This is a genomic window from Cohnella sp. CFH 77786 (genome assembly GCF_019400745.1).
GTDB lineage: Bacteria > Bacillota > Bacilli > Paenibacillales > Paenibacillaceae > Cohnella.
This window is the reverse complement of sequence record NZ_WJIB01000003.1, coordinates 161,211-185,521: the sequence shown is the minus strand read 5'-3', so window position 1 is coordinate 185,521 and position 24,311 is coordinate 161,211. Positions and strand designations below refer to the sequence as shown.

21 protein-coding genes and 2 riboswitches are annotated in these 24,311 nt (G+C 59.1%); of the genes, 7 read left to right on the top strand and 14 right to left on the bottom strand.

What is annotated here, in order from left to right; all coding sequences use genetic code 11:
- Positions 1-118 precede the first annotated feature (118 nt).
- Entirely contained in the window at positions 119-1,432 is a 1,314-nt protein-coding gene (locus GE107_RS06010; RefSeq protein ID WP_219638767.1) for a BaiN/RdsA family NAD(P)/FAD-dependent oxidoreductase, read from the top strand.
- Between the two features lie 160 nt (positions 1,433-1,592).
- Here the strand turns inward: GE107_RS06010 and GE107_RS06005 are convergent, their stop codons facing one another.
- The 4 genes from GE107_RS06005 to xylA all read right to left on the bottom strand — a co-directional run bounded on the left by GE107_RS06005 (position 1,593) and on the right by xylA (position 6,023).
- A complete protein-coding gene (locus GE107_RS06005; protein WP_219638766.1) occupies positions 1,593-1,967 on the bottom strand; it encodes a hypothetical protein in 375 nt (124 codons plus the stop codon).
- A 213-nt stretch (positions 1,968-2,180) separates the two neighbouring features.
- On the bottom strand, positions 2,181-3,086 hold the full coding sequence (locus GE107_RS06000; protein ID WP_255570253.1) for an SDR family NAD(P)-dependent oxidoreductase: 906 nt from the start codon (positions 3,084-3,086) through the stop codon (positions 2,181-2,183).
- A gap of 101 nt (positions 3,087-3,187) precedes the next feature.
- Positions 3,188-4,684, bottom strand: a complete 1,497-nt coding sequence (gene xylB, locus GE107_RS05995; RefSeq protein ID WP_219638765.1) for a xylulokinase — start codon at positions 4,682-4,684, stop codon at positions 3,188-3,190.
- Between the two features lie 22 nt (positions 4,685-4,706).
- Positions 4,707-6,023, bottom strand: a complete 1,317-nt coding sequence (xylA, locus tag GE107_RS05990) for a xylose isomerase (protein ID WP_219638764.1) — start codon at positions 6,021-6,023, stop codon at positions 4,707-4,709.
- Positions 6,024-6,246: 223 nt separating this feature from the next.
- On the opposite strand from xylA, the gene GE107_RS05985 reads away from it, so the two are divergent.
- From GE107_RS05985 to GE107_RS05975, 3 genes are all read left to right on the top strand, one after another.
- Positions 6,247-6,483 (top strand): PLD nuclease N-terminal domain-containing protein, encoded by a 237-nt coding sequence (locus tag GE107_RS05985; RefSeq protein ID WP_219638977.1) that lies wholly within the window; start codon positions 6,247-6,249, stop codon positions 6,481-6,483.
- Between the two features lie 232 nt (positions 6,484-6,715).
- Positions 6,716-7,879, top strand: coding sequence for an ROK family transcriptional regulator (locus GE107_RS05980; RefSeq protein ID WP_219638763.1), 1,164 nt, complete (start codon positions 6,716-6,718; stop codon positions 7,877-7,879).
- A 142-nt stretch (positions 7,880-8,021) separates the two neighbouring features.
- Positions 8,022-8,348: an ArsR/SmtB family transcription factor gene (locus tag GE107_RS05975; RefSeq protein WP_219638762.1), complete on the top strand. Its 327-nt coding sequence runs from the start codon at positions 8,022-8,024 to the stop codon at positions 8,346-8,348.
- Positions 8,349-8,853: 505 nt separating this feature from the next.
- Here GE107_RS05975 and GE107_RS05970 read toward each other — a convergent pair.
- From GE107_RS05970 to GE107_RS05940, 7 genes are all read right to left on the bottom strand, one after another.
- On the bottom strand, positions 8,854-9,612 hold the full coding sequence (locus tag GE107_RS05970) for a hypothetical protein (RefSeq protein ID WP_219638761.1): 759 nt from the start codon (positions 9,610-9,612) through the stop codon (positions 8,854-8,856).
- 1,072 nt (positions 9,613-10,684) lie between these two features.
- The gene (locus GE107_RS05965) at positions 10,685-11,650 is read right to left on the bottom strand and encodes a DUF5667 domain-containing protein (RefSeq protein ID WP_219638760.1); all 966 of its coding nucleotides are present in this window, start codon (positions 11,648-11,650) and stop codon (positions 10,685-10,687) included.
- Between the two features lie 97 nt (positions 11,651-11,747).
- Entirely contained in the window at positions 11,748-12,992 is a 1,245-nt protein-coding gene (locus GE107_RS05960) for an MFS transporter (protein ID WP_255570252.1), read from the bottom strand.
- 425 nt (positions 12,993-13,417) lie between these two features.
- Positions 13,418-14,371 (bottom strand): ROK family protein, encoded by a 954-nt coding sequence (locus GE107_RS05955; protein WP_219638759.1) that lies wholly within the window; start codon positions 14,369-14,371, stop codon positions 13,418-13,420.
- A gap of 28 nt (positions 14,372-14,399) precedes the next feature.
- Complete coding sequence (locus GE107_RS05950) at positions 14,400-15,095, bottom strand: hypothetical protein (RefSeq protein ID WP_219638758.1); 696 nt, start codon at positions 15,093-15,095, stop codon at positions 14,400-14,402.
- Positions 15,092-15,988: an ABC transporter ATP-binding protein gene (locus tag GE107_RS05945; RefSeq protein WP_219638757.1), complete on the bottom strand. Its 897-nt coding sequence runs from the start codon at positions 15,986-15,988 to the stop codon at positions 15,092-15,094. The genes GE107_RS05950 and GE107_RS05945 overlap by 4 nt, the downstream gene beginning before the upstream one ends.
- Positions 15,985-16,356: a GntR family transcriptional regulator gene (locus GE107_RS05940; protein WP_219638756.1), complete on the bottom strand. Its 372-nt coding sequence runs from the start codon at positions 16,354-16,356 to the stop codon at positions 15,985-15,987. Before GE107_RS05940 ends, GE107_RS05945 begins: the two co-directional genes overlap by 4 nt.
- 149 nt (positions 16,357-16,505) lie before the next feature.
- On the opposite strand from GE107_RS05940, the gene GE107_RS05935 reads away from it, so the two are divergent.
- Positions 16,506-17,759 (top strand): WD40/YVTN/BNR-like repeat-containing protein, encoded by a 1,254-nt coding sequence (locus GE107_RS05935; RefSeq protein WP_219638755.1) that lies wholly within the window; start codon positions 16,506-16,508, stop codon positions 17,757-17,759.
- Between the two features lie 428 nt (positions 17,760-18,187).
- Here GE107_RS05935 and GE107_RS05930 read toward each other — a convergent pair whose 3' ends face one another.
- From GE107_RS05930 to queF, 3 genes are all read right to left on the bottom strand, one after another.
- Positions 18,188-19,117: a DMT family transporter gene (locus GE107_RS05930; protein WP_219638754.1), complete on the bottom strand. Its 930-nt coding sequence runs from the start codon at positions 19,115-19,117 to the stop codon at positions 18,188-18,190.
- A 237-nt stretch (positions 19,118-19,354) separates the two neighbouring features.
- Positions 19,355-19,894 carry a VUT family protein gene (locus GE107_RS05925; protein ID WP_370636276.1) on the bottom strand — a complete coding sequence of 180 codons (540 nt, stop codon included), beginning with the start codon at positions 19,892-19,894 and terminating at the stop codon, positions 19,355-19,357.
- A gap of 13 nt (positions 19,895-19,907) precedes the next feature.
- The gene (queF, locus tag GE107_RS05920) at positions 19,908-20,411 is read right to left on the bottom strand and encodes a preQ(1) synthase (RefSeq protein WP_219638753.1); all 504 of its coding nucleotides are present in this window, start codon (positions 20,409-20,411) and stop codon (positions 19,908-19,910) included.
- 144 nt (positions 20,412-20,555) lie between these two features.
- Positions 20,556-20,599: riboswitch (PreQ1 riboswitch) on the bottom strand.
- Positions 20,600-20,740: 141 nt separating this feature from the next.
- Positions 20,741-20,827, top strand: a riboswitch (cyclic di-GMP riboswitch).
- Positions 20,828-20,987: 160 nt separating this feature from the next.
- On the opposite strand from queF, the gene GE107_RS05915 reads away from it, so the two are divergent.
- Complete coding sequence (locus GE107_RS05915) at positions 20,988-22,058, top strand: HD-GYP domain-containing protein (RefSeq protein WP_219638752.1); 1,071 nt, start codon at positions 20,988-20,990, stop codon at positions 22,056-22,058.
- A gap of 216 nt (positions 22,059-22,274) precedes the next feature.
- Complete coding sequence (locus GE107_RS05910) at positions 22,275-24,284, top strand: glycoside hydrolase family 31 protein (protein ID WP_219638751.1); 2,010 nt, start codon at positions 22,275-22,277, stop codon at positions 24,282-24,284.
- Positions 24,285-24,311: the final 27 nt, after the last annotated feature.

The window sequence follows — 24,311 nt, the reverse complement described above, 5'->3', positions numbered from 1 at the left end:
GTAAGTGAATTAAAACACATCTCCCATTAAGTTACAATCCAGAAGCGTGTATAATAGAAAGAGCGGCTGAAAAGCGGCATTTGGGGAAAATGAACCGGAAAGGCGCGGAAACAAGCGGATGAAATGGGACGTAATCGTAGTCGGCGGAGGACCGTCGGGATTAATGGCGGCCATCGCTTCGGCTCGGGGCGGAGCCCGGACGCTGCTCCTCGACAAAGGGGACAAGCTGGGACGCAAGCTCGGCATTTCCGGAGGCGGCAGATGCAACGTGACGAACAACAAGGAGCCGGCGGAGCTGATCCGATTCGTTCCGGGCAACGGGCGGTTCCTGTACAGCGCTTTGACCCGGTTCGGCAGCCGGGAGATCGCCGCGTATTTCGAAAGCCTCGGCATCCCGCTCAAAGAAGAAGACCACGGCAGGATGTTCCCGGTTTCGGATAAGGCGAAAACGGTCGTGGACGCCCTCGTCCGGGAGGTCCGGCGCTCCGGCGCGGAAATGATCGTGAACAGGAAAGTAAGAAAAGTGATTTACGAGGAAGGCCATGCGGCGGGCGTCCTTCTGGAGGAGGGGGAGAAACTTGAGTCGCGCTGCGTGATCCTGGCCACCGGGGGCAAATCGGTGCCCCACACGGGCTCCACCGGCGACGGATACGCTTGGGCGGCCGAGGCGGGACACACGATCACCGATCTCTATCCTACGGAGGTGCCGGTCACTTCCGATGCGTCTTGGATCCGGGAACGCGAGCTGCAGGGCTTATCCTTGCGGGACGTTACGCTCTCCGTTCTGGACGGCCGAGGCAAGGAGATCGTCTCGCACCGGGGAGACATGATCTTCACCCACTTCGGGCTGTCGGGTCCGGCGGCGCTGCGGTGCAGCGGTTTCGTCGTGCTGGCGCTCAGAGACGGCAAAGGCCCCGTCACGATCGCCATCGACTGGTTTCCGGACGTTGCCGGCGAAGCATTAACCGCGGAATGGACGGCACAGGCCAGGTCCGAACCCCGAAAGTCGCTCAAAACGCTTGTCCGGCAGAAGCTGCCGGAACGGGCCGTCCCCCTGCTGCTTCGGCTGGCAGGCGCGGACGGAGATACGGAAGCGGCCAACGTGTCCAAGCGGATCTGGCTGAAGCTGACCGAGCTGTGCAAAGGGCTGCCGGTACCCGCGACAGGCACGCTGTCGATCGAGGAAGCGTTCATCACCGGCGGGGGTGTAAGCGTCCGGGAGGTCGATCCCAAGACGATGGGTTCGAAGCGGATGACGGGTTTGTACTTCTGCGGGGAGCTGCTGGACATCCACGGGTACACCGGCGGGTATAATATTACGGCGGCATTCGCCACCGGACACGCCGCCGGAACGGCCGCGGCGCAACGGGCGGTCAAGGAGCCGGGATCAAGGAACGCGGACTGTCCGGCGCAGATCCGGCAGCCCAAGTAAGACTCCGGCACAACGCGACCGGCATCCATCCCCGAAACAAACCGCTCTTCTATACCGCTCGGCGCTTCTTCCGTCGGACAGACGCGATAACGGCCCATTGAAGCCGCTCAGCGGACTGCTGCCAAGAAGGTCTGGCGGAAATCCGCCGAGGGATGTCCGCTCAAGTCGCCTCGAAATGGTCGTAGGAACCGTCATCCGTACGAAACCCTTCGTCACGGGCCCAGGCTTCCGGTTCGACCGAGCCGTAGGCTTCCGGCCAATCCTCGTTCACCGTATGGGCCGGAATGGGAATGGCGTCGAGGCGATAGGCATCTTCCGCAAGCGAGAGCGCCTCAGCCGGCGCCCGTTCGACGAGATTTCCGCCGTGGCATTGCATGATTTCAAGCGCGGAGGTCAAATCCTCGTTGCGCACGTGAATGTGCAGCCTTCCGCCTTCATGGACCCGGGGCTCGTAGCCCAGCTCTTCAAACGTGTCCGCGGCAAGCTTCGCCGTCGCTTTATCCCGAAATTCCATCATCAGGGCATCGTGGTTCATCGGCTTCCACTCCGTTCCTTGAATGTACCTTAATCCCAACGGATAGGATTCCCGGAAATGGAATCCTCCTATGCGTTTTCGGATATGCCTGAAATTCTTCCCTAAATCGCAAATGCGGCGGCCGGCAGCATCTATAACGGAATAAGGGCGGATCTCCGTTACTGCGCTAAGTCATGACGATGAGGATCGGGCACGAAGCCATCACTCGCCTCATTACCGTTTGACTCCGAGCGCGCGCAGCGCCGCACGTTCGATCCAGCTCCAAGGCAGGAACGTTTTGGCGCCGACCGTCCAGCGTTCTCCCCACCCCGGAAAGTAACGCAGCTTGGGCTTCTTATCCGTCAATGCCCGGTATATCGCCTCCGCCACGCGTTCCGGATCCCCGCCGCGCGCCGCGCTCCGCTCGAGCATCGGTTTGATTTTCGCATGCAATGCGGCATAAGGCGAATCCGGCGCCGGAGGCGTATCGCCCGCGAAGCTCTTGCGCCAGATGGGCGTGCGGTACGGGCCGGGCTCGACGATGCTGACCGCGGTACCGAAAGCCGCCACCTCCAGCCGCAGCGATTCCCCCAGCCCTTCCAGTGCGTGCTTCGAAGCACAATAAGGACCGAGGCTCGGAAAGCCGATCCTTCCGCTGACGCTGCTGACCAGCACGATGCGGCCGCCCCCGCTTCTCCTCAAAAGCGGCAATGCTTCCCGGGTGACCGACACCACCCCGAACAGGTTCGTCTCGAACTGGCCTCTCCATGCGGACAAGGGCAGCTCCTCCACGAACCCGCCTGCGGCGAATCCCGCGTTGTTGACCAGCGCGTCCAACCTACCCGCTTCCCCTTCCACCGTCCGCACCGCTTCCCGAACCTCATTCTCTGCGGTCACGTCGAGCCGGATCGGCCGGATCCGGGAGCGCGCGCCGGCTCTCTCCGCTTCCGCCGTCAATTCGCCCCCCGCCGCCGGGTCACGGAAACCGGCGTATACCGTCCACCCTTGCCTCGCGAGCAACAGCGCCGTCCGAAGCCCGAATCCGCTGGATGCGCCCGTGAGAAGCGCCGTCCGTTCCTCTCTTTGCCCTTCCATCCGCGCGTTTCCCTCCTCTTCCTTCAAAGCCGAAGACCCGTCCATGATAAAGAGCCCCCACCCGGTTACCGGCCGGGAATACTGGAGGCTCTAACATAGGATAAGGGAGGCAACCCTCATTCCTGCTCTTATCTTATCGCACAAAATCAGTTTCGGAAAGTGGCGAGGGAACGGTTCAAATCGCGGGTCTGGCCATACACGGCTTGGTAGATCCGGAACAATCCGGCATACCGCTCGGCCGTTTCCGCGTTCGGCTTGAAGCGCTTCGACCGCTTGACGAACACGGCGGCGCACTCGTCCAGGCTCGCGAACCAGCCGCAGCCGGCCGCGGCCAGCATAGCCGCGCCGAGGCCCGGACCCTGCTCGTTCTCCAGCGCGACGACTTCGGCGTTGAAGATGTCCGCCTGCATCTGGAGCCAGACCGGGTTCTTCGCGCCGCCGCCGATCGAGACGATCGTGTCCGCCCTCTTGCCGGCCGCCCGGAAAAGATCGACCGACTCGTTCAGGGAGAACGTGATGCCCTCCATCACCGCTCGAGCAAAATGCGCCCTCGTGTGGCTGCCGTCCATGCCGATGAAGCTGGCGCGGATGTCCGGATCCGCATGGGGCGTGCGTTCTCCGACCAGATAAGGCGTGAACAGCAGGCCGCCGGACCCGGCCGGAACGTTCTCCACGCCCGCCAGCAGGCTGTCGTACGATTCGCCCGCGGCGAACGTATTCCGGAACCAGCTGAGCGAGTAACCGGCAGCCAGCGTGACGCCCATCGAATAGAAGGCCCCCGGCTTGCCGTGGTTGAAGAAATGGACCTTGCCGCCGTAGTCCGCGTCCGGGTTGTCCTCATAGGTCAGGATGACGCCGGACGTTCCGATGCTGCACAACGTCAAGCCGTCCGCCAGTATGCCCGCGCCGATCGCGCCGCAGGCGTTGTCCGCGCCGCCCGCGAACACTTTGGTGGCCGGCGACAAGCCCGTCGCTTGCGCGGCTTCCGCGTTCAGCGTGCCGACGAGTCCGCCCGCTTCGACCAGCGGAGCGCAGAAGTCCGCGGGGAGCCCGAACGCTTCCAGCACTTCTCCGCTCCACCATCGGTTCGCCACGTCGAGCAACAACGTTCCCGCGGCGTCGGAGAGGTCCATATGGAACTCACCGGTCAGGCGGAACCGCAAATAGTCCTTGGGAAGAAGGAACTTCCGCGAAGCTGCAAACGCCGCAGTCTCATGATGACGCACCCATAGAATCTTCGGCAGAGTAAACCCTTCGAGCGCCGGATTCCGCGTCACCGCCAGCAGGCGGTCGCCGAGCGTCCGCTCGATCTCGCGGCACTGCTCCGTCGTTCGGGTGTCGTTCCACAGGATAGCCCGCCTGACCGGGCGGTTCCCTTCGTCCAGCAGCACGAGCCCGTGCATCTGGCCCGAGAAGCTGATCCCTTCGATGTCCTCGGGCGAGACGCCCGATTGCCGGACCAGCTCGCTTAGCGCGTCCAGCGTTCCCCTCACCCAGTCCTCCGGCTCCTGCTCGCTCCAGCCGGAGTGCTCGTGATACAGGGGGTATTCGCGGGACGCTTCGCCCGCGACCGTTCCCTCGCGGGAAACGAGCAGCGTCTTGACCGCGCTCGTTCCCAGGTCGACTCCGATGACGTATTTCATCCGGCTAACCTCCCTCCGGCGATCAAACGCTGAAAATGATCTCGTTCAAGGTTGCCCGAATCTGCTCCAGGCGGCCCGATTCGTTCTTGATCGGTTGGTTCAGCTGAAGCGCGTAGGCTTCGAGGGATTTGAGCGTCGCCTTGCCGGACACGATGTCGGCCCCGATGCCTTCGCGGAAGCTGCGGTAGCGGTTTTCGACGATCTCGTCCAGCACGCGCTCCTCGACCAGCTTGGCGGCAGCCTTCAGGCCGCGCGCATAGGCATCCATCCCGGCGATGTGGGCGTAAAACAAATCTTCGTCCTCGAAGGAGGAGCGCCGAACTTTGGCGTCGAAGTTGACGCCGCCGCGGCCGAGGCCGCCGTTCTTCAGGATCTCGTACATGGCCAGCGTCGTCGAGTACAGGTCGGTCGGGAATTCGTCGGTATCCCAGCCGAGCAGCATGTCTCCCTGGTTGGCGTCGATGGAGCCGAGCACGCCGTTGATCCGCGCGACGCGCAGCTCATGCTCGAACGTGTGTCCGGCCAGCGTCGCATGGTTCGCTTCGATGTTCATTTTGAAATGTTCCTTGAGGCCGTAGTTTTGCAGGAACGCGAGCGTGGTGGCCGTGTCGAAATCGTACTGGTGCTTGGTCGGCTCCTTCGGTTTCGGCTCGATCAGGAACTGCGCGTCGAAGCCGATTTCGCGGGCATAGTCGACCGCCATGTGCAGCAGGCGCGCCAGGTTGTCGAGCTCCAGCTTCATGTCCGTGTTCAGCAGCGATTCGTAGCCCTCGCGGCCGCCCCAGAACACGTAGTTCTCCGCGCCCAGCTCCTTGCCGACTTCCAGCCCCTTCTTGATCGTGGCGGCGGAATAAGCGAATACGTCCGCGTTGTTGCTCGTTCCGGCGCCATGCACGAAACGCGGGTTCGTGAACAGATTCGCCGTGTTCCACAGCAGCTTTTTGCCGGTCGATTTCATGTGGTCCTTGAGCAGGGCGACGATCGTATCCAGGTTTTTGAACGATTCGGCGAGCGTCGCGCCTTCCGGGGCGACGTCCACGTCATGGAAGCAGTAGAACGGAATGTTCAGCTTCTCCATGAGCTCGAAATTGGCTTCCACGCGCGCCTTCGCCTTGTCGAGCGGGGACAGCGAGTCCCAGCTGCGGACCGCGGTGCCGACGCCGAACGGGTCGGAGCCGGAGCCTACGAAAGTGTGCCAATAGGCAACGGCGAAACGGAGGTGCTCCTCCATCGTTTTGCCGAGCACGACCTCTTGCGGATTGTAGTGCTTGAAAGCAAACGGGTTTTTCGAGCCGCGTCCTTCGTATTGGACTTTCGGGACGTTCGGGAATAAGCTCATCGAATGAATCCTCCTTGAAAGCGTTTTTGTGCTTGCGATGATTCCAGCATACCATTTCCGACTTAGTTTGTCTATTGGATAAACTAAGTGATCGCGATCTTTCCGTGGGCTTCATTTCCGTGGGCTTCATCTCCGTGGGCTTCGTGGGTCGTGCAACTTCCTCTTTCGTCCTGCGTATTAATGGAAACATTGACATCAGGAGGAGATCTTAACCATGTCGCCAATGGATATCGCTTTAAATGCAGGCGGAATCATTGCTGTATTCTTTTTCATATCCATCTTCTTTTTTGTGATCCATATCTTGCTTTGCGTGTGGGCGTATCGCGATGCCAGAAAAAGGGGAAGAAGCCCTGAATTTGCCCTTATTGTTCTTGTGGCGCTGTTCTTCTTTCCCTTATTGGGATTGATCGTTTACTTGCTGATTCGCAATGACGATGGTCGGCGATACGGAAGATATTGATTGTACGGAAGGCTTCCAGCGACCGCTTCTCCGAAGGATGAGACCCGCATGTCTCCCCGCGGGATCCTCTGGTTCGTCCGGCAAATCGTGCCGCCCCGGCAACTAACACTCCCTATATTCCGTGCGATTACAGCCTTTCCGCATGATGTCTATCCGGCAACCTAATTTCCGGGACACCCGTTTGTGGTATGATGGGAACATCCTATTTTCGAGAAGGAGCTTGCAGGCTTAGATGACGACCACCCCCACCGGAGATCAGGCACTCATCAAAAGGATCAACACGGCGATCGTGCTGGAGTCGATTTTGCGCGGGGCCCCGCTCTCGCGGGCGCAGATTTCCGAACGGACGGGCCTGAACAAAGCGACGGTTTCGAGCCTCGTGCAGGACTTGATCGAAGGTTCGGTCGTTCGCGAAATCGGGACGGGCGTCTCGAGCGGCGGGCGCAAACCCGTGATGCTGGAATTCGTCGCCTCCGCCGGTTACGCGGTAGGGGTCGATCTTGGCGTCAACTACATCCGCGGGGTGCTCGCCGATCTTCAGGGCGGCGTCGTCGCGGAAGCCAATCTGACCTTAAAACGGCACGAACCCGATTCGGTACTGGAGGAAATCGGCCGCTGCATCGACGGATTGATCGAGCAAGCCCCCGCTTCCTCGTACGGCATCGTGGGGATCGGCGTCGGCGTGCCCGGTCTCGTGGACGAGTCCGGGACGGTCCTGTTCGCTCCCAACCTGCAGTGGCGCGACGTACCTCTGAAACGGCAGCTGTCCGAGAGGTACGGGGTACCCGTCACGATCGACAACGAAGCCAACGCCGGGGCGCTGGGCGAGCAAATCTTCGGGGCCGGCCGCAGCATCGCCAACCTCGTGTACGTCAGCGTAGGGATCGGGATCGGCACGGGGCTTATTTTGCATAAAATGCTTTACAAAGGCGCCTCGGGTTTTTCCGGCGAAATGGGGCATCTGTCGGTCGAAGCGTTCGGCAAACCTTGCGCCTGCGGCAACCGGGGGTGCTGGGAGATGTACGCTTCCGAACGGGCGCTGCTCGACAAAGCCTCCGGCCGGGGCTTCGAGAATCTGGAGGGAATGTTGGCAGCGGCTTCGGCCGGCCGGGAAGACGTGCTCTCCCTGTTCGAAGAGACCGGCGAATACCTCGGCATCGGCATCGCGAACATCGTGAATGTGTTCAATCCGGACGCGGTCATCATCGGCAACCGGATCAGTCAGGCCCGACCCTGGATCGAAGCCACCCTCCGCCGCACGGTCGTGCAGCGGTCGCTCGGGTTCCATCTCCGGAACGTCCAGCTGCTGTTCGCGGAGCTGGGCGAAAGCTCGGCGATGCTCGGCGCGGCGCAGATGGCCATCGCGGGATTTTTCGACCGATTGAAAGCTGCTTGAAGCGTTGCCCTTGCTGCCGCCGGCTTCGGCGGCTTTTCTTATGCGGCGCAAATGGTTGATGTCATGTATAATTATGTAATCATATGTCGAAATGAAGTGCCCGCTTGACCGGCGGCAACGGCGAATGAGGAGGACATGGAGGATGAACGAGGAAGGCACCGTAGACGAGCTGAGGGAGATGGCCGAGCTGCTTAAGCTGCTCGGAGAACCGATGCGCCTGGCGATTCTGGCGCTGCTCCAGGAGAAGGTCTTGAGCGTGACGGAAATCACCGCCCTGCTGCGCGCCAGCCAGCCGAATACAAGCCAGCATCTGCGCAAGCTAAGAAGCGCGGGACTGATCCGGGAAACGAAGCGCGGACAATGGGTGTACTACTCGCTGAATCTGGAGGAATATCCGGACCTCCGCGTCTTTCTCTCCCAGCTGCCGGGACGGGAGAAGCGGCGGCTGGAGCTGTCCCGGCTCGAATAGGCCGCCGTCACTTCATCTTCTCGATCGGCACCCGGAAGAGAAAGATCAGCAGCATCGCGAACGCGACGGATACGTCGCTAGACCGACTAGCGGCTTGCGATGGGTTTCGACGCGAGTTACGGCATTTTGTTCCTTTACTCCGCCTCGATTCAGGGTTTCGAGGAGAGTTAAGGCATTTTGTTCCTTTACTCCGCGCTCGGTTCGGGGTTTCGAGGAGAGTTAAGGCATTTTCTTTATTCCGCGCTCGGTTCGGGGTTTCGACGCGAGTTGAGGCATTTTGTTCCTTTACTCCGCCTTGATTCGGGGTTTCGAGAAGAGTTAAGGCATTTTCTTTACTCCGCGCTCGGTTCGGGGTTTCGACGCGAGTTGAGGCATTTTGTTCCTTTACTCCGCCTTGATTCGGGGGTTGGAGGGCCTCAATTCGGGGGAGTGCGGCGACGAAAGGAAAAAGCGGCCTGAGCAGCCGCTTTTTCCTTTCAAATCCTATGTTCAGGGCATCGGCCCATTAGCGCCACTTGCCGCCGTGGCCGCTATGGCCGCCATGGTCGCCGTGGCCGCCGTGGCCGCCAGGAAAACCGGCCGAGTTGACGATTTTCTCGGCCAATGTCGCTACTTTCGCAAGCTGCTTATCGGCTTGAGCCTGGGTCAGTTTGCCATTCTTCACCGCTTGGTTGATCGCGGCCGTGATGGCTTCCTTCTGGGCGTCGATCAGCTTCTGCACGTCCACGTTCTTCTCCTTCGCCAAGTCCGCCAGCGACTTGCCGGATTGAAGCGCCGTTTTCAGGTCCGTCTCGGACAGCCCGAGAATCGTGGCCGCCGAGGTCAGGTCGCGCGCCGCGAAGCCCTTCATTCCCCCAAATCCCCTATCGGGGAACGCATTCCCCTTCGCGTCGATCATGTTGTCGAGATTGGCGGAGAATTCCTGCTTCTGTTCCTCCAGCTTCTTATTGAACGCATCCGTCAGCGCTTGCTTCAGCGCGTCCCGCGAAACGCCTTGCTCGGCGGCGATTTCCGCTAGCGTCTTGCCTTCGGAAAGCTTCGTTTTCAAGGTGGCTTGATCCAGCTTCAGCAGGTCGAGCACCGTTTGGTCCACGGCCCCCTTGCCGATATGGAATTCTCTTGCCGGCGGCGCCTTATCCGTTTGGGCCGCACTCGACTGCGCGGATGTATCGCTGCCGCTCGTTGTCGTTGCCGCATAGGCGCTGAACGGAATCATTACCGCCAGTGCCGCCGTCATCCCGATCGCTTTTACCGCTTTTTTCATTTCACGACCTCCTGCTTGTTTAAATGGCATTACAAGGTACATTATGGTCGCCCAGGCTTAAATGGGGATTAGCCTCCGCTGAAGATCCACTGAATGTTTGGCAAAATGAAAAACAACGGATTTCGTACTTACCGACCATCTAGGATAACGTGAATCCGATTCGATAACATAACCTTGCAACGGTTTCCACAGTGGTTATTGCAGGGAAATGCCTGCTTTTGAAAATCTAACGGTTGGGGGTGACGCGATTCGGTCATCATGAACGGCGTCGACGTCCTCAGGAATTGAGAAGGTCGTTATGATCGATGATCATTCGGACATGGAATGGGCGTGAAACTTGTAAACGCGGAATGAAACAAGAAAGACCGCTTACGCGGCTCTGCTTCCTCAATTATACCTACAGCACACCTAAGGGTTTCGCAGAAATAACGTCTCCGGAAGTCACTAAGGTCACTACAGCGCTCGTAGTCGGGGATTTCGCAAAAATAACGTCTCCGGAAGTCACTACAGCGCTCGTAGTCGGGGATTTCGCAAAAATAACGTCTCCGGAAGTCACTACTGCGCTCGTAGTCGGGGATTTCGCAAAAATAACGTCTCCGGAAGTCACTACGGCGCCCGTAGTCGGGGATTTCGCAAAAATAATGTCTCCGGAAGTCACTACTGCGCTCGTAGTCGGGGATTTCGCAAAAATAACGCCTCCGGAAGTCACTACTGCGCTCGTAGTCGGGGATTTCGCAAAAATAACGTCTCCGGAAGTCACTACGGCGCCCGCAGTCGGGGATTTCGCAAAAATAACGTCTCCGGAGGTCACTACAGCGCCCGCAGTCGGGGATTTCGCAGAAAGACGAGCAGAACAAGAACGGGAGCGCCAATACCGAAAACGGCTCCCCTCTCGCTTCCTCAAAACCACTCTCTGGAAACTTATAAATTCTAACATGTCAAGTAAACGGCTACGCCGTCCTTTACTCACGGATAGACGTTTGATCGGAGGTGATTCAGCAAAGGATGGCGGATTTATAGTTTCACTAAAAAAAGAAGCTGCTCGGCAGCTTCTTAGCTTCTTTGGCGGCCATCAATGATTCTTCCGGCCATGCCCGTGAGAAGATTCGCGTTCCTCTTTCCCCTTCTCATGCGCCGCCTTTCGCTCTTCCTTGATTTTCTCGCGAAGTTCTTTGGCAGCTTCTTTATCGGCATGTTTATGATCGCCGCCTTCATGATCCGCATCTTGATGATCTGCATCTTGATGATCCGCATCTTCATGATCGGCATCATCATGATCCGCATCTTCATGATCATCGCCTTCATGTTCCGCTTCAAATTCGACTTCATGCTCAGCTTCATGCACGGCTTCTTGGTGCGCGGACTCCGCATCGGCCGAAGGCTGCGAAGCCGGAACCGCGGAAACCGCGACCTCCGCCGGCAATCCGAGCTTGGCGGACAGCTTGGCTTTGGTTTTGGCGATGTTGCGCGCGATCGCGGCTTTCGCCGTCGGATTTTTGACCTTCTCCAGAGCCTTGGTTAACGCCTCGATATTGTGCCGGTACTGTTCCGTAAGTTCCTTTTGATCCGATTCCGAGTCCTCGCCTTTGGCATCTTCGCCCCGAACCGTGATTTCAATGGCCAGCTCGTGGTCGGAGAGCGCCTTCTGCAGCGCTTCCGCCGCTTGCTCCGTTTTCCCTTCGGCCAGCATTTCGTCGGATTCCCGAATCCGCTCTTGCGTGATGGCGGTTAGAAGTTTGGCTCGATCGGCATCGTCAACGGTCAGCGTGATCTCGATTTTTTGAACGACCGTTTTCAGAAAGGCGATGAATTCGCTCGGAGTCATCCAGGATTCCGGGCTTTGTTCGGCTGCAACGGGGGGAGCCGTCACGGCTGCTCCCGCATCGGTCGCGGCGGTTTCCGCGGAGCCGGTCGCGGGCGCGAACGTAACGCCGTCATCGGCAAACGCGCTTGCCGCGCCGAACCCCATCGTCAATGCGCCGCCCAACACACTCGTCATGATCCATTTCGAAACGGATTTCGTTTTCACAAACTTCATAAGAAGCCTCCTCTTGATGTTAACGGTGCAGGATTAGGTACCTGTCCATATCATTCGGAAAGAGGTTTCTTTTTACGAGGGTACGCAAGAAGGACAATCAGGATTTCGCGCGCTGCCCCTCCCGGTCCGAAGGGAGCAGCAGCGACAGCAGTCCCACGACGGGCAGCGCGCTGCAGACCCGCATGACCTCCGTCAAACCGAAGACGTCCGACGCTTTGCCGAGGGCCACGGCTCCGATCGCGCCCATGCCGAACGCCAGCCCCGTTGTCAAACCGGAAGCCATGCCGACTTTGGACGGCATCAGATGCTGCGCGTACACGACCGTCACGGAAAACCCGGACAGAATGATGAATCCGAGAACGGCGATGACGGGATAAATCCAGACGAGCGGCAGGTAAGGGAGAATCAACGCGAGCGGTGCGCCGCCGACGATCGAGAATACGATCGTGTTCTTCATGCCGAATCGATCGGACAGCACGCCCCCGAAGAACGTGCCCAGCACGCCCGCCGCGAGAAAGAGGAACAGCGGAATCTGCGCCTGCTCCGTCGTCAATCCGTAATCCTTCTTCAGGAAAAATTGATAGAAGCTGCTGATCGAAGCGTGATACCAGGACCTCGCGAAAACGAGGAATATGAGCAGTCCCATGGCGAACTTCACGCGGGGATGGCTGGCCTCCGGTGCCAACGTCGACCCCGTAATCGCGGCGGCGGCGCGGCGTTGCTCCCGAATTTCCTCCCACGCTTTCAGCTGACGCCTGTACCAAGGCGCAAGCGCCAGCAAGACGGCGATCGCGAGTCCAGCCAGCACCGTCCCCCAGACCGCCCCGATCTGTCCGAGCGGCGCGAAAATATAAACGGTCATCAGCGGAGCCAGAGAGCTTCCCGCGTTCCCCCCGACCTGATAGACCGACTGGGCGAAGCCGCGTCGTCCTCCGGCGGCCAGATAGACGATCCGGGAGCCTTCCGGATGGAAGATCGCGGAGCCGAGCCCGATGAAAACGACGGAGAGCAGCACGTACCAGAAGTTCGGAGCATACGCGATGCCGAGCATGCCGAGCAGGCTAAGCCCCATGCCGACCGGGAGCATATACGGGGACGAACGCTTGTCGGTGTAGGAGCCGACGACGGGCTGCATGACGGAGGAAGTCATGTTCAGCGCGAACAGAATCCATCCAACCTGGGTGTAGGACAAATGCAGCGACTCTTCCAAAATGGTAAACATGGCGGGCACGACGGCCTGCATGGAGTCGTTGAGCAGGTGCACGAGACTGACGGCGAGCAGCACGGGGATTACGGCGGCCGTGGCCAGCACGGTTTTGCGGGAATCCGCGATCGATGGCAAAGGTGTCCCTCCTCACATATGTCCCTCAGTGTAGAAGCCATTTCCTCCCCCGTCAAGGCAAAAACCCGCTGTTTTCCGGCTGATTTTCGTACCGGAAGGATGAATTTCCCATGCGGTTCTCCCGCATTCGGATTCTTTCGTCAGGCCGGTTACACCGCGGCTGTCGCCGCTTGGCGCCCGCGCGTTTCGGCTGCTTGCGGATGAACAAGGCGAGCGGCAGCGCGTCCGAGATGGCCATGGCGAGCCCATAGTCGTCATTCACGGACTCGCGGGGGTGACTTGGTTCCGGAAGTCCATTCCCCTTCTCTCGGAACAGCCGGTGCCGAGAGATCAATCGCCTATAATGGCGAAGCCCCCCTTCCCATAAGAACAAGAAAGCTCCAAGCCGGTCCTGGGCTTGAGAGCTTCCTTACTGCATATTCTTGCTATTCCGCCATCAGAGCCGCGCCAATCGCGCCCGCCGGCACCCCAAGCTCGGGCGGTACGATACGGACCTTCTCGCCGAGCGACGGAATGACGCGGCGGCGGAACTCTTCTTCCATCGGGCCCAGCAGAGGGGCCCCGATCTTGGAGGCGCCGCCCCCCAAGACGATCAGCTCCGGATTGGCCAAATGGACCACGCTGGCCAATCCGGCGCCGAGCGCGCGTCCCGCGTTCCGCAGCAGCTTCAGCGCCAGCGGGTTTCCGCCCTCCGCGGCGGCCGCGACCTCGCGGGACGTGATGCGCGCCGCGTCGCCTCCCGCGAGGTCCAGCATTGCGCGCCCCGCGGCTGGATCCGCCGCTGCGGCCGCGGCTCCGGCTTTGCCGATCGCCGTGCCGGAAGCGTACAGCTCGAGGCAGCCGACGTTGCCGCATCCGCACGCGGGTCCGTTCCAATCGATCGTGAGGTGTCCGATCTCTCCCGCGCTCGCCGTCCATCCGCGGATCAGCCTGCCGCCCTCCACGATGCCGCCCCCGATGCCGGTCGAGACGGTGACGAAAACGCAATTCCTCGTTCCTCGACCCGCACCGGCTTTCCACTCTCCGTAAGCGGCGGCATTGGCGTCGTTCTCCACCGTGACCTTCAGTCCCAATTCGCGTTCCAGGGTCCGCCCGAGCGGAACCTGCGTCCATCCCAGGTTGCCGGCGTACCGGACCGTACCGTCCTCGGGATCCAGCGTTCCGGCGGTGGCTACGCCCAAACCTGAAACTTGCCTGCCGCCTAGCGCGATCAGGCGCCTCACCATGCCGGCCATTCTCGACATGACGCTCTCCGCGCCTTCGTCCGCGAGCGTCGGCTGTTCTTCCGAAGCAAGCACCTTTCCCTGCGCATCCGCAATCACCGCCAGCATTTTGGTACCGCCCAGATCGATGCCCGCATACGCCTTCTCGAAAACCATTTCCTTACGACTCTCCTTTATCCGCCTTTCAGACGGTCGATCTGCGGAGCATGGCGTAGGATCCGAGCCCGCAGAGTCCGATCAGCGGCACCATCCAAGGCGCCAAATCGTTCAGGGAGCGGATGTTCGCCTGTACCCACCGTCCGATGTCGTCCCATCGATCATAATAGGAGAGGAGCAGCGGCGTAAAGGCGAAAATCAGAAAGAGAAGGGAGAAAAACACATACATTCCCGCGCGTCCGAATCTCCGGTGGATGCTGGCGATGATGAAACCGGCAAAAAATAGGGACTGCAGCAACAGGAAAAACGTAACGGTTTGCTGCCATTCGGGTCCCTCGTGGAAGAAGGGCAAATGGAAATAATGCAGCCGAATGCCCCAACCGTCCGTCCAACGCGCTTCCGCCGCGGAGAGCAGAATAAGCAAGGCGGCCGTGATCGCGCTGACGAACACGCTCATCGCCGACGTGCCCAGGAAGTAATCCGCCCGGCGGATGCCCATGCCTAGCGCGAACGGGAACGTTTGCTTCAGCGTGATCATTCCCGAGATGAACACATAGACGAAGATAGAGAAAACCCCTCCCGTATTGAAACGGTCAGGCTCGCCTATGAAGACGCCAAGAATCAAGGTAGCGGCGAAATTAACCAAGCAGATGGCCCAGGGAAGATAAAGCCATGTCCATTTGTCTCTCCCATGCATGCGCACGACGCCAGCGACGCGGTTCATCGGCCGCCCGCCTCCTTCCGTTCGGATGTTCCTCCGGTCAAATGGACGATCAATTGCTGCAGCGATACGGCCGCGGTTTCAAGTCCCAAGGAGTCCGCGTGTCCGCGGGCTTCCCCGTCCAAGGTGCCCATGACCGTCGCCGAAGCGAGCGAGCCGAACGAATCCCGGCGGATCACGCGGCGCCCCCGGGCGAACTCCTCGACCCTGGCGCCGGTTCCGGCCACGGAATAAGCGCCTCCCCGAAGGGCATCCGCGTCTTCGTCCAGCAGCAGGCGGCCGTTGTCGATGAGCAGCACGTGCTCGAGCATCCCGCTGACCTCGTCGATCAGGTGGGAGGACAGGATAACCGTTCGCGGATGCTCCGCGTAGTCCTCCAGCAACCGGTCATAGAACAGCGACCGGGCCACGGCGTCCAGGCCGATGTACGGCTCGTCGAAAATGGTAAGCGGAGCGCGGCTCGCAAGCCCGATGACGATGCCGACGGAAGAAAGCATGCCGCGCGACAGCTTTTTCATCTTGCGCTTCAACGGAAGCCGGAACTGTTCCGACAGCGCCAACGCGTATTCCCGGTCCCAGTTCGGAAAGAACGTCCCCGCCGTCTCCAGAACGTCACGGATTCGGAACGTTTCCGGATATTTCTGGCTTTCCTTGATGAAGCACAGTCTGCTCAGCACCCGGTTATTCTCGTACGGCTCTTCCCCGAATACCTTCAATTCCCCGCCCGTCGGAAACAACTGCGCGGTAAGCAAGTGCATGATCGTGGTTTTGCCGGCGCCGTTCCGCCCGAGAAGCCCGTAAATGCGGTTCTCTTCGAGCGAGAAGCTGACGTCGTCTACCGCCTTGAAGCTCCCGTAGGTTTTGGTTAACCCCTTCGCGGATACGACAACGCTCATCGGGCCTTATCCCCTTTCCGGATCATTTCGATCAGCTGTTCGGCCGTGATGCCCAGCTTCGCCGCTTCACGGACCATCGTCACCACGTATTGCTCGTAAAACTGCCCCTTCCTCTTCTCCCGCAGCTCCTCGCGCGCGCCCGTTTTCACGAACATGCCGATCCCTCTCTTCTTATACAAAATGCCCTCATCCACGAGCAGGTTGACGCCTTTGGCCGCCGTCGCCGGATTGATCCGGTAGAGCGCCGCGAACTGGTTCGTGGAGGGAACCTGAGACTCTTCCGGAAGCGCTCCTTCGATGATGTCGTCCTCGATCCGCTCCGCGATCTGCATGAAAATCGGGCGGCTGTCATCCATCGGGAAAGTCATTGCTTCACCACCACATCGGTTAATTACTCATGTAACTAACCATAGAACATTACTCATGCAAAGTCAAGGGACAATTGGGAAATGCTAGGATTCAACTTTAACGAGCACCCTATCGTCTAACAGGTACTCGCAAAAAAGGAGATGGCAGCATGACCCCAAAAAGACGACGCGGATTCGGAGGCTTCCTGCTTAGTGCGGCTCTTCTGCTGGCTGTGATCGGTTGTTCGGGAGTTGGCGGCGGCGCGAGTCCCGCAACATCGCCCGCAAGTACGGCACCCCCCGCCGAGGCTTCGCCGGCTCCTGCCGCATCGCCATCCGCTGCTCCGACGGAAACGTCCCCGTCTTTGCCCACCCCCGTGAATCCGCCTTCCGTTTCCACGTATCCGGATGCGGGAGATCAGGCGACAGGCAAAGTCACGGCGGTGCGGCTGGCCGACCCCCAGACCGGATGGGCGGGCGGAGACGGATGGATCGCGCGCACGACGGACGGCGGCAAGCACTGGAACGTGCAATTGCGGCCCCCTTATCTCGTATTGCAAATATTCGCTTTGGACGCCGACCGGGCGTGGACGAGTTTGGATCTCGGGGACAAGCGGGGCACGAAGCTGATCCGGACGACGGACGGGGGCAAGCGGTGGAAAGACGCGGGAACGGTCCCGAACTTCTCGTTCTTCCATTTCGTCTCGGAGAACGAAGCGTTCAGCGGCAGCGCGTATACGACCGACGGCGGTAAGACGTGGACCGCGCTTCCGGCGCCCGAGAAGACGGTGGGGGACGTCTACTTTCACGATGCCAAGAACGGCTGGGCGGTAACGAATGGGCACCGCGGCTTCTCGATCCGCCGGACGACGGACGGCGGGAAAACGTGGCCGGCGGTGTTCACCCGGGGCTCGGAGGTGCTGCCGACGAACGCGGTCATCCGCTCCGCGGGCAAGGATGACGCTTGGGTGGAGCTGATCGGCGATTCCGGCATGAGTCAGACCTCGTATTCCCTGTTCCATACGATGGACGGGGGCAAGAGCTGGCAGCCGGTCCTCGCCCATTCCGGCGCCGGCTCGGGGCCCGCTCCCGGGTTTGCCATGGACGAGAAGAAGGTCCCTCGGAACAAGGGAGCTTCGCCGGGTACTCTCTATGTCGTGAATCCGAAGGTCGCGTTCATGGGCGGCCAATGCATGGCGTGCGACAATGGCAACACGCTGGGCAAAACGACCGACGGCGGAAAATCCTGGATCAATTTGGAAGCGGAGTTCCCCGGGTACGGTCCGCAGCAGCTCGCCGCGGCCGATGCCAAGCACGTATGGTGGATCACGACCGACGAGCAGGAGCCTTCGCGCATGTACGTCACGTCCGACGGCGGCGAGCAATGGACCCTCGTCCACACGTTCGACAAGCCGAAGACCTGATCAAAAAACCTCGGTTGAACAATTCGCATAGTACCGCATGTCAACCGCTATCCGATTGATCTCCCGTCCAGATTCTCCAGCTCGATTTGTACCAGTTTCCACGTCAGAACTCCGTCCTGGCTCCATTGCAAGATTCATCGGGCAATTCCGTCGCCGCTATCCCATCCTGGGGTAGTGGCACGTTCATTGAACGCTTTCCATCATCAGGCACCACGATTCTGTTTGAAATTTCATATAGGCAGACAACCCTGCCGCTTCGCAGCACCGTCAGAAGGATGAAATCAGGTTAGTAGATCGTTGCGGCAACTGCAGCAGCTGCGTTGGAACCAAGGGCGTTCGAACTCCTGAATGCAAACGTATCGTTCTTCATCGGAAAAAGCCTTCTCCCGATTACGAGGATCGGAAGAAGGCTTTTGCGCGGGATCGGGTCAGCCGGAGATTTCCGGTTGGCCCTTGGGATGAGGAGCCGGTTTTGCCCGTTCCAGACTGATCCAGATGAGCCCCGCGGCCATCAGCACCGTGCCGGCCAGCTGCCAGCCGGAAACCGTTTCGCCGAAAAACAAATACCCGGCGGCGACGGCGGAAGCCGGCACCACGTACCGGAAAAAGTTCGACCGGGCCGCGCCGACCCGATACATGCAGGCGTTCCAGACGACGAAGGAGAAGACGGTGCAGATCAGCACGTTGTAACCGATCGCGGAATAATGAGATGCCGACAGCCCCGTCCAATCCACCTTGCTCCAAGACCCGAGCGTAAACGGAAACATGAAGGCCGCGCCGAACAGAATGAACCACGCGCTGATGCGCAGCGCGGAATAGCGCGCCATCAGCGGCATGCACACGACGTTGTACAGCCCGCCGATCACGCTGACGCCGAAAGCCAGCAGATCGCCGATCAAATGCTCGGAAGACAGGCTGAATCCGTCCGCGCCTCCGAGTATGACGAAGCTGACGCCGGCGATCGCGGCCGCCCCTCCCCACAGAAGGCGGGAAGTGATTTTCTCGCGCAGGAAGAGAGGAGCGAACAGCGCGGCGAAGATCGGCCACGGCGCTACGTTCAGCAGCGACGCGTTGGCCAGCGTCGTATACTTGATCGAGTACATGACGGCGATTTCCAGCGCGGTGACGCCGACAAGCCCGATGCCCGCAAGCTGGAGCGCCGCCCGCCACGGGATGCCGACGCTTCCTTCCCGCATCCGGACGAACAAGAAGAAAAACGGAACGGCCAATCCGAAGCGCAAGAAAGCGAACAGGATCGGATCGAACGTCTCCATCGCCTTTCTCGACACGCCGAAATTGGCCCCCCAGAGTGCTGCAACGAGTACGAGTCCCAAATAATTCGTCCAACGTTTGTTCATCAAGTCGCTTACAATCTCCAATCGCAGGCGGAAATCCGAATAATGTATTGTACAAGCTTTAAGTTTGAAGGATACCGCCGCGATTTTCAACGTTTTTCTTCACGACGGTGCGGGGAAGGCTTTCGTTCATCCTTCTGAATGGATAAGTTCACGCCTGTTCTTGAATCGATAAAAACTCATTCTCCGTTCCCGGAGGACGAAGAAGTCGTTTTGACTTGGAGTCATCCTTTTGTAAGTTTAGGCTGTGCGGCGGGTTCTCGGCACCAGCTGAACGACCAGAGCGCCGGCGCATTGCATGGCGATCTTGACCACGATCTGACCCGCGATCGCGTAGCCGACCAGATTCCACGGCAGGAATCCGGCGCCGATCGGCGACAGGCCGATCACGACGAAGAGAGCGCTGTCCAGCACCCCGCCGACGACGCCGCTGTACAGGACCCGCAGCGCCATCGGGAGCCGCAGCCGGCTGTAGATTTCCGTATCGGCCGTCTCCGAGCAGAGGAAGGACAGCGCGGAAGCAGCCGTAATCCACAGCGTGTCGCCGAGCAAGTACGACGTGACCGCCGACAAGAGCATGGCCGCCCCGATCGCGATATAGGTATAAGCGCGCCCGATCGCGTTCTGCACCAGATCCCGCAGGATAAACGTAGCCCCGATGAGGAAGGAGCCGGCCGGGATGATCAGCTTGCCCCATAACACGGGATCGTTGCTTGCCGTAATGACGTTCGCGAGCACGATCGCCAGCAAATACAGGAACAGCAGTACCGTTTTCATCATCCGCTCGTCTCCTTCACCGGTTGTCCACTTTCTCCGGATACATATCGTGATTCATCAGACGGTGCTCGGCCATCGCCTCGTATTTCGTGCCGGGCCGGCCCCAGTTGCAATAGGGGTCGATCGAGATGCCGCCGCGCGGCGTGAATTTGCCCCACACCTCGATGTAGCGGGGATTCATCAGCTTGATCAGGTCGTTCATGATCACGTTCATGCAATCCTCGTGGAAATCCCCGTGGTTGCGGAAGCTGAACAGATACAGCTTCAGGGATTTGCTCTCCACCATTTTCGCGTCCGGAATGTAGGAAATGTAGATCGTGGCGAAATCGGGCTGCCCGGTGATCGGGCACAGGCTGGTGAACTCGGGACAGTTGAATTTCACGAAGTAATCCCGGTACGGGTGCTTGTTATCGAACGTCTCGAGCACTTCCGGAGCGTACTGGAACGGGTACTTCGTTCCCTGGTTGCCCAGAAGCGTGAGGTCCTTCATTTCTTCCGCGTTGCGTCCGGCATGGGACATCAAAAAATCTCCTCCTTGTTTCTCGCGGCGTTCGCGCCGCTGACGAGAAAGAAGAAAGAGATTCGCTGAAACTTGGCCGCAGCCAAAACAAGATACGCACGTCCCATGCCGAGCAAAAACGCCCCGCGATGGAAAACATGCGACCGTATCTTAGTTTTTTATAGAGGGAGTTCGCGAACCTCTCCCGGCCCGCCGAGCGGCGCTGCTGGATTTTCTTCTTCGGTTGTCACCCGATAGAATAGCACAGTTCCGTGCTGCTGACCAGCGTCTCTTCCTTTTTCCAAGATGTGTCTGGACTTCGGCCGTGAAATCCCTTATAATCTGTCCGACTGCGATAAAGGCAAACTTATCGAAAGGTAAGGACGCAAAACTGCAGGCCTAACAGGCTCGCGCCTCATGGCGGCTGGGTTGCCGAAGCATAGGAACGCCTACTTCTTGAACCGACGGAACATCCTATCTTTCCTTATGAAGGTTGGATGTTTTTTTGTTACCGTCCGGCGGTCGGAAAGATAACGCTTCCCCTTGTCCGCGCTTCGTCGGTTGCCACGCGTCAGGATCCATCCCGGGGAGGTTGCCATGCTGTACGACAAATACGAAGATCTCATTGGAAAACGCTTGCTCCACCACCTCACGGACGCCCATGGCCTGTTGCTCGTTCCGGAAGGTACGCTTCTTTCGGAGAGCCAAGTCGAGAAGATGCGGAAGTTCAAAATCGATCTCGCGGACATCCATGCCGAACCGGTCTCGCCCGAATCCGGAAAGCAGGAAGCGGAAACGGAACCGGAGCCGGAACCGCAAGCCGCACCGGCGGATGCAAAGGAGCTCGTCCGCAAGACGGGCGCCCGTCTGCAAGACGTCGAGCATTTCGTACAGGCGAACGGTACGGTTCCCGTGGCGGAGCTGGAGGATAAAGTGCTCCCGGTCATCATGGAAGCCGCCCGCAAGCGGAACCTGTTCCAGCTGTTCGCGGATCTCAAATCGATGGGGGATTACCGGTACAAGCAGACCATCGGAGTCGTCGTCATGTCCGCCATGCTGGGCAAATGGCTCCGGTTGGAAGAACAGGAGCTGTCCCTGCTCACGACGGCCGCCAGCTTGTACGACATCGGCTCGGTGAAGCTCCCCTCCTACTTGCTCAGCAAGCCGGACCGGTACCAGCCGAGCGAATTCGAAATCATGAAAGAACATACCGTCATGGGACACCGGCTCTTGCTGGAATCCGGGGTGGACCCGCGGGTCGCCTCGGTCGCGCTGCAGCATCACGAACGGGAGGACGGCAGCGGATATCCGCGCGGGCTGAAAGGCGGCGAAATCGACCGCCTCGCCAAAATCGTGGCTTTGGCCGACGCGTACGTGGCCATGACCTCCGACCGGCCCTATCGGGCGGCGATCCCTTTCTACCAAGTCGTCCGAGAGATCCACGGGGGGATCATCCGGGGCCGCTTCGACTCCGCAATCGGCCTGACGTTCCTGAACGGGCTCATGGCCGCGCAAATCGGCAGCGACGTGATCCTGTCCGACGGTCGCGGAGGCAAGATCCTGCTCGTCAACCCGAACTATCCGACTGAACCGCTGATTGCCGTGGAAGAGGAATTCATCGATCTGAGCAAAACGGATTCCCTGCGGATTCAAGAAATCGTCGGTTAATCCCCTTGCCTCTATAAGGAAAAGCCGGATTCACCGGGCTTACCCTGCTGACGCGCGACCTCGGATCGCGCGTTTTTTCATTCCAAGCCGCCGGGCCCGATCAGCGGATGGGACGTCCTCTCGCGAGGCATTGGAATCATGATCGCGAAATAGGATGAAATGATTGCCGGTGCGCCGGCTGGTAGGCGAGAGCAGGAAGCGAACGGAGGGATGGCAATGGAGAGTTCTTTTCGGGTAGAAGGAACTCGTCTGATTCGCCAATACGACTCGGAACAGCTGTGGCTGGAGCCATGGGGCATCGATAGCCTGCGCGTGCGTGCAACCCATCGATCAACCATGATGGAGGAAGATTGGGCGCTGTTACCCCAACCATGCGACGCCCAAATCAGCATCGTGGGACAAACCGCCTTCATTCAAAATGGAAATATTAGCGCGGGGATCTCCACGGACGGCAAGATTACTTTTTATAACCGGGACGGGGCCGTTCTGCTCCAAGAATACGTCCGGAACAGGAAAGAAACGCAAGCCTTCAAAAGCGCGCTCAACATCGAACCCCGTGAATTCAAGCCGATACTTGGCGGCGATTATCAATTGACCATGCGTTTCGAGTCCGTTCCGGAGGAAAAGATTTATGGGATGGGGCAATATCAGCAGCCCCATTTGAATTTGAAAAACTGCCGGCTGGAGCTGGCACAACGCAATTCGCAGGCCAGCGTTCCCTTCGCTCTCTCCAGCTTGGGCTACGGCTTTCTGTGGAACAATCCGGCTATCGGCCATGTGACATTCGGGAAAAATATCACGGAGTGGCATGCCCCGTACACGAAGCAGTTAGACTATTGGATTACCGCCGGGGATACGCCGGCTCGGATCCTGGAGGCTTATGCAAGGGCAACGGGAACGGTTCCGATGATGCCGGATTACGCGATGGGGCTCTGGCAAAGCAAATACCGGTATCGGACGCAAGAGGAGCTGCTGAACGTAGCGCGCGAATATAAGCGGAGAGGGCTTCCTCTCTCGGTGATCGTCGTCGATTTCTTTCACTGGACGAAGCAGGGCGAGTGGAAATTCGATCCTGATTATTGGCCAGACCCCGCCGCCATGGTGCGCGAATTGAAAGAAATGGGTATCGAACTGATGGTTTCTTTCTGGCCTACCGTCGATAAGACCAGCGAAAATTACCCGGCGATGCTGCAAAAGGGATATCTCGTTAGAACGGAACGGGGTGTTCGGATCACCATGGAGTTTATGGGGGATATGGTTTTCTTCGATCCGACGAATCCCGGAACGCGCGAGTTCGTGTGGAAGGTTGCCAAAAGAAACTACTACGATCTGGGGATCCGGATCTTTTGGCTGGACTTGGCGGAGCCGGAATACACGGTGTACGATTTCGATAATTATCGTTATCATATCGGGCCGAACGTGCAGATTGGAAATCTATATCCCGCCATGTACGCCAAGACGTTCTTCGACGGCATGACGGAAGCGGGTCAGAATCAGGTGATCAATCTGCTCCGGTGCGCCTGGGCCGGCAGCCAGCGTTACGGGGCCCTTGTCTGGTCGGGAGATATTGATCCGAGCTTCGCCGCGCTCAGGAATCAACTGCAGGCGGGCTTGAACATGGGATTGGCCGGCATTCCCTGGTGGACGACCGATACCGGGGGGTTCCAAGGAGGCAATCCGAACGATCCCGCCTATCGCGAGGTCATCATTCGCTGGTTCCAGTACAGCACGTTCTGTCCGGTTTTACGGATGCATGGTTATCGCGAGCCTCATTCCCCGCCTCTCAGCGACAAAGGAGGCGGTTTGATGGACAGCGGCGCAGGCAATGAGCTTTGGAGCTACGGAGAAGAAGCGTACCGGATTTTCAAGAAATACTTGTTCATCCGCGAGCGGCTTCGCCCGTATATTGCCGAAATCATGAAGGCCGCACATGAAAAGGGAACCCCTCCCATGCGTCCGCTTTTCTACGACTTCCCGCACGACAGCGAATCATGGAACGTCGAGGACGAATACATGTTCGGCCCGGATTTGCTCGTCGCTCCCATCTTGTATGAAGGTGCAAGAGAAAGAACCGTCTACTTGCCCTCAGGGGTTGTTTGGAAAGAAGCGCATACGGGACGAATCCTGGAGGGAGGAGTCCTGATGAAGTGCGATGCCCCGATGGATACCCTTCCTTTGTTCACAAGATACGATTCGAGGTTAATCGCGAACATGAACTTTCGGTAAGATAGCAAAAGCTCCTTCCCTGCCTGT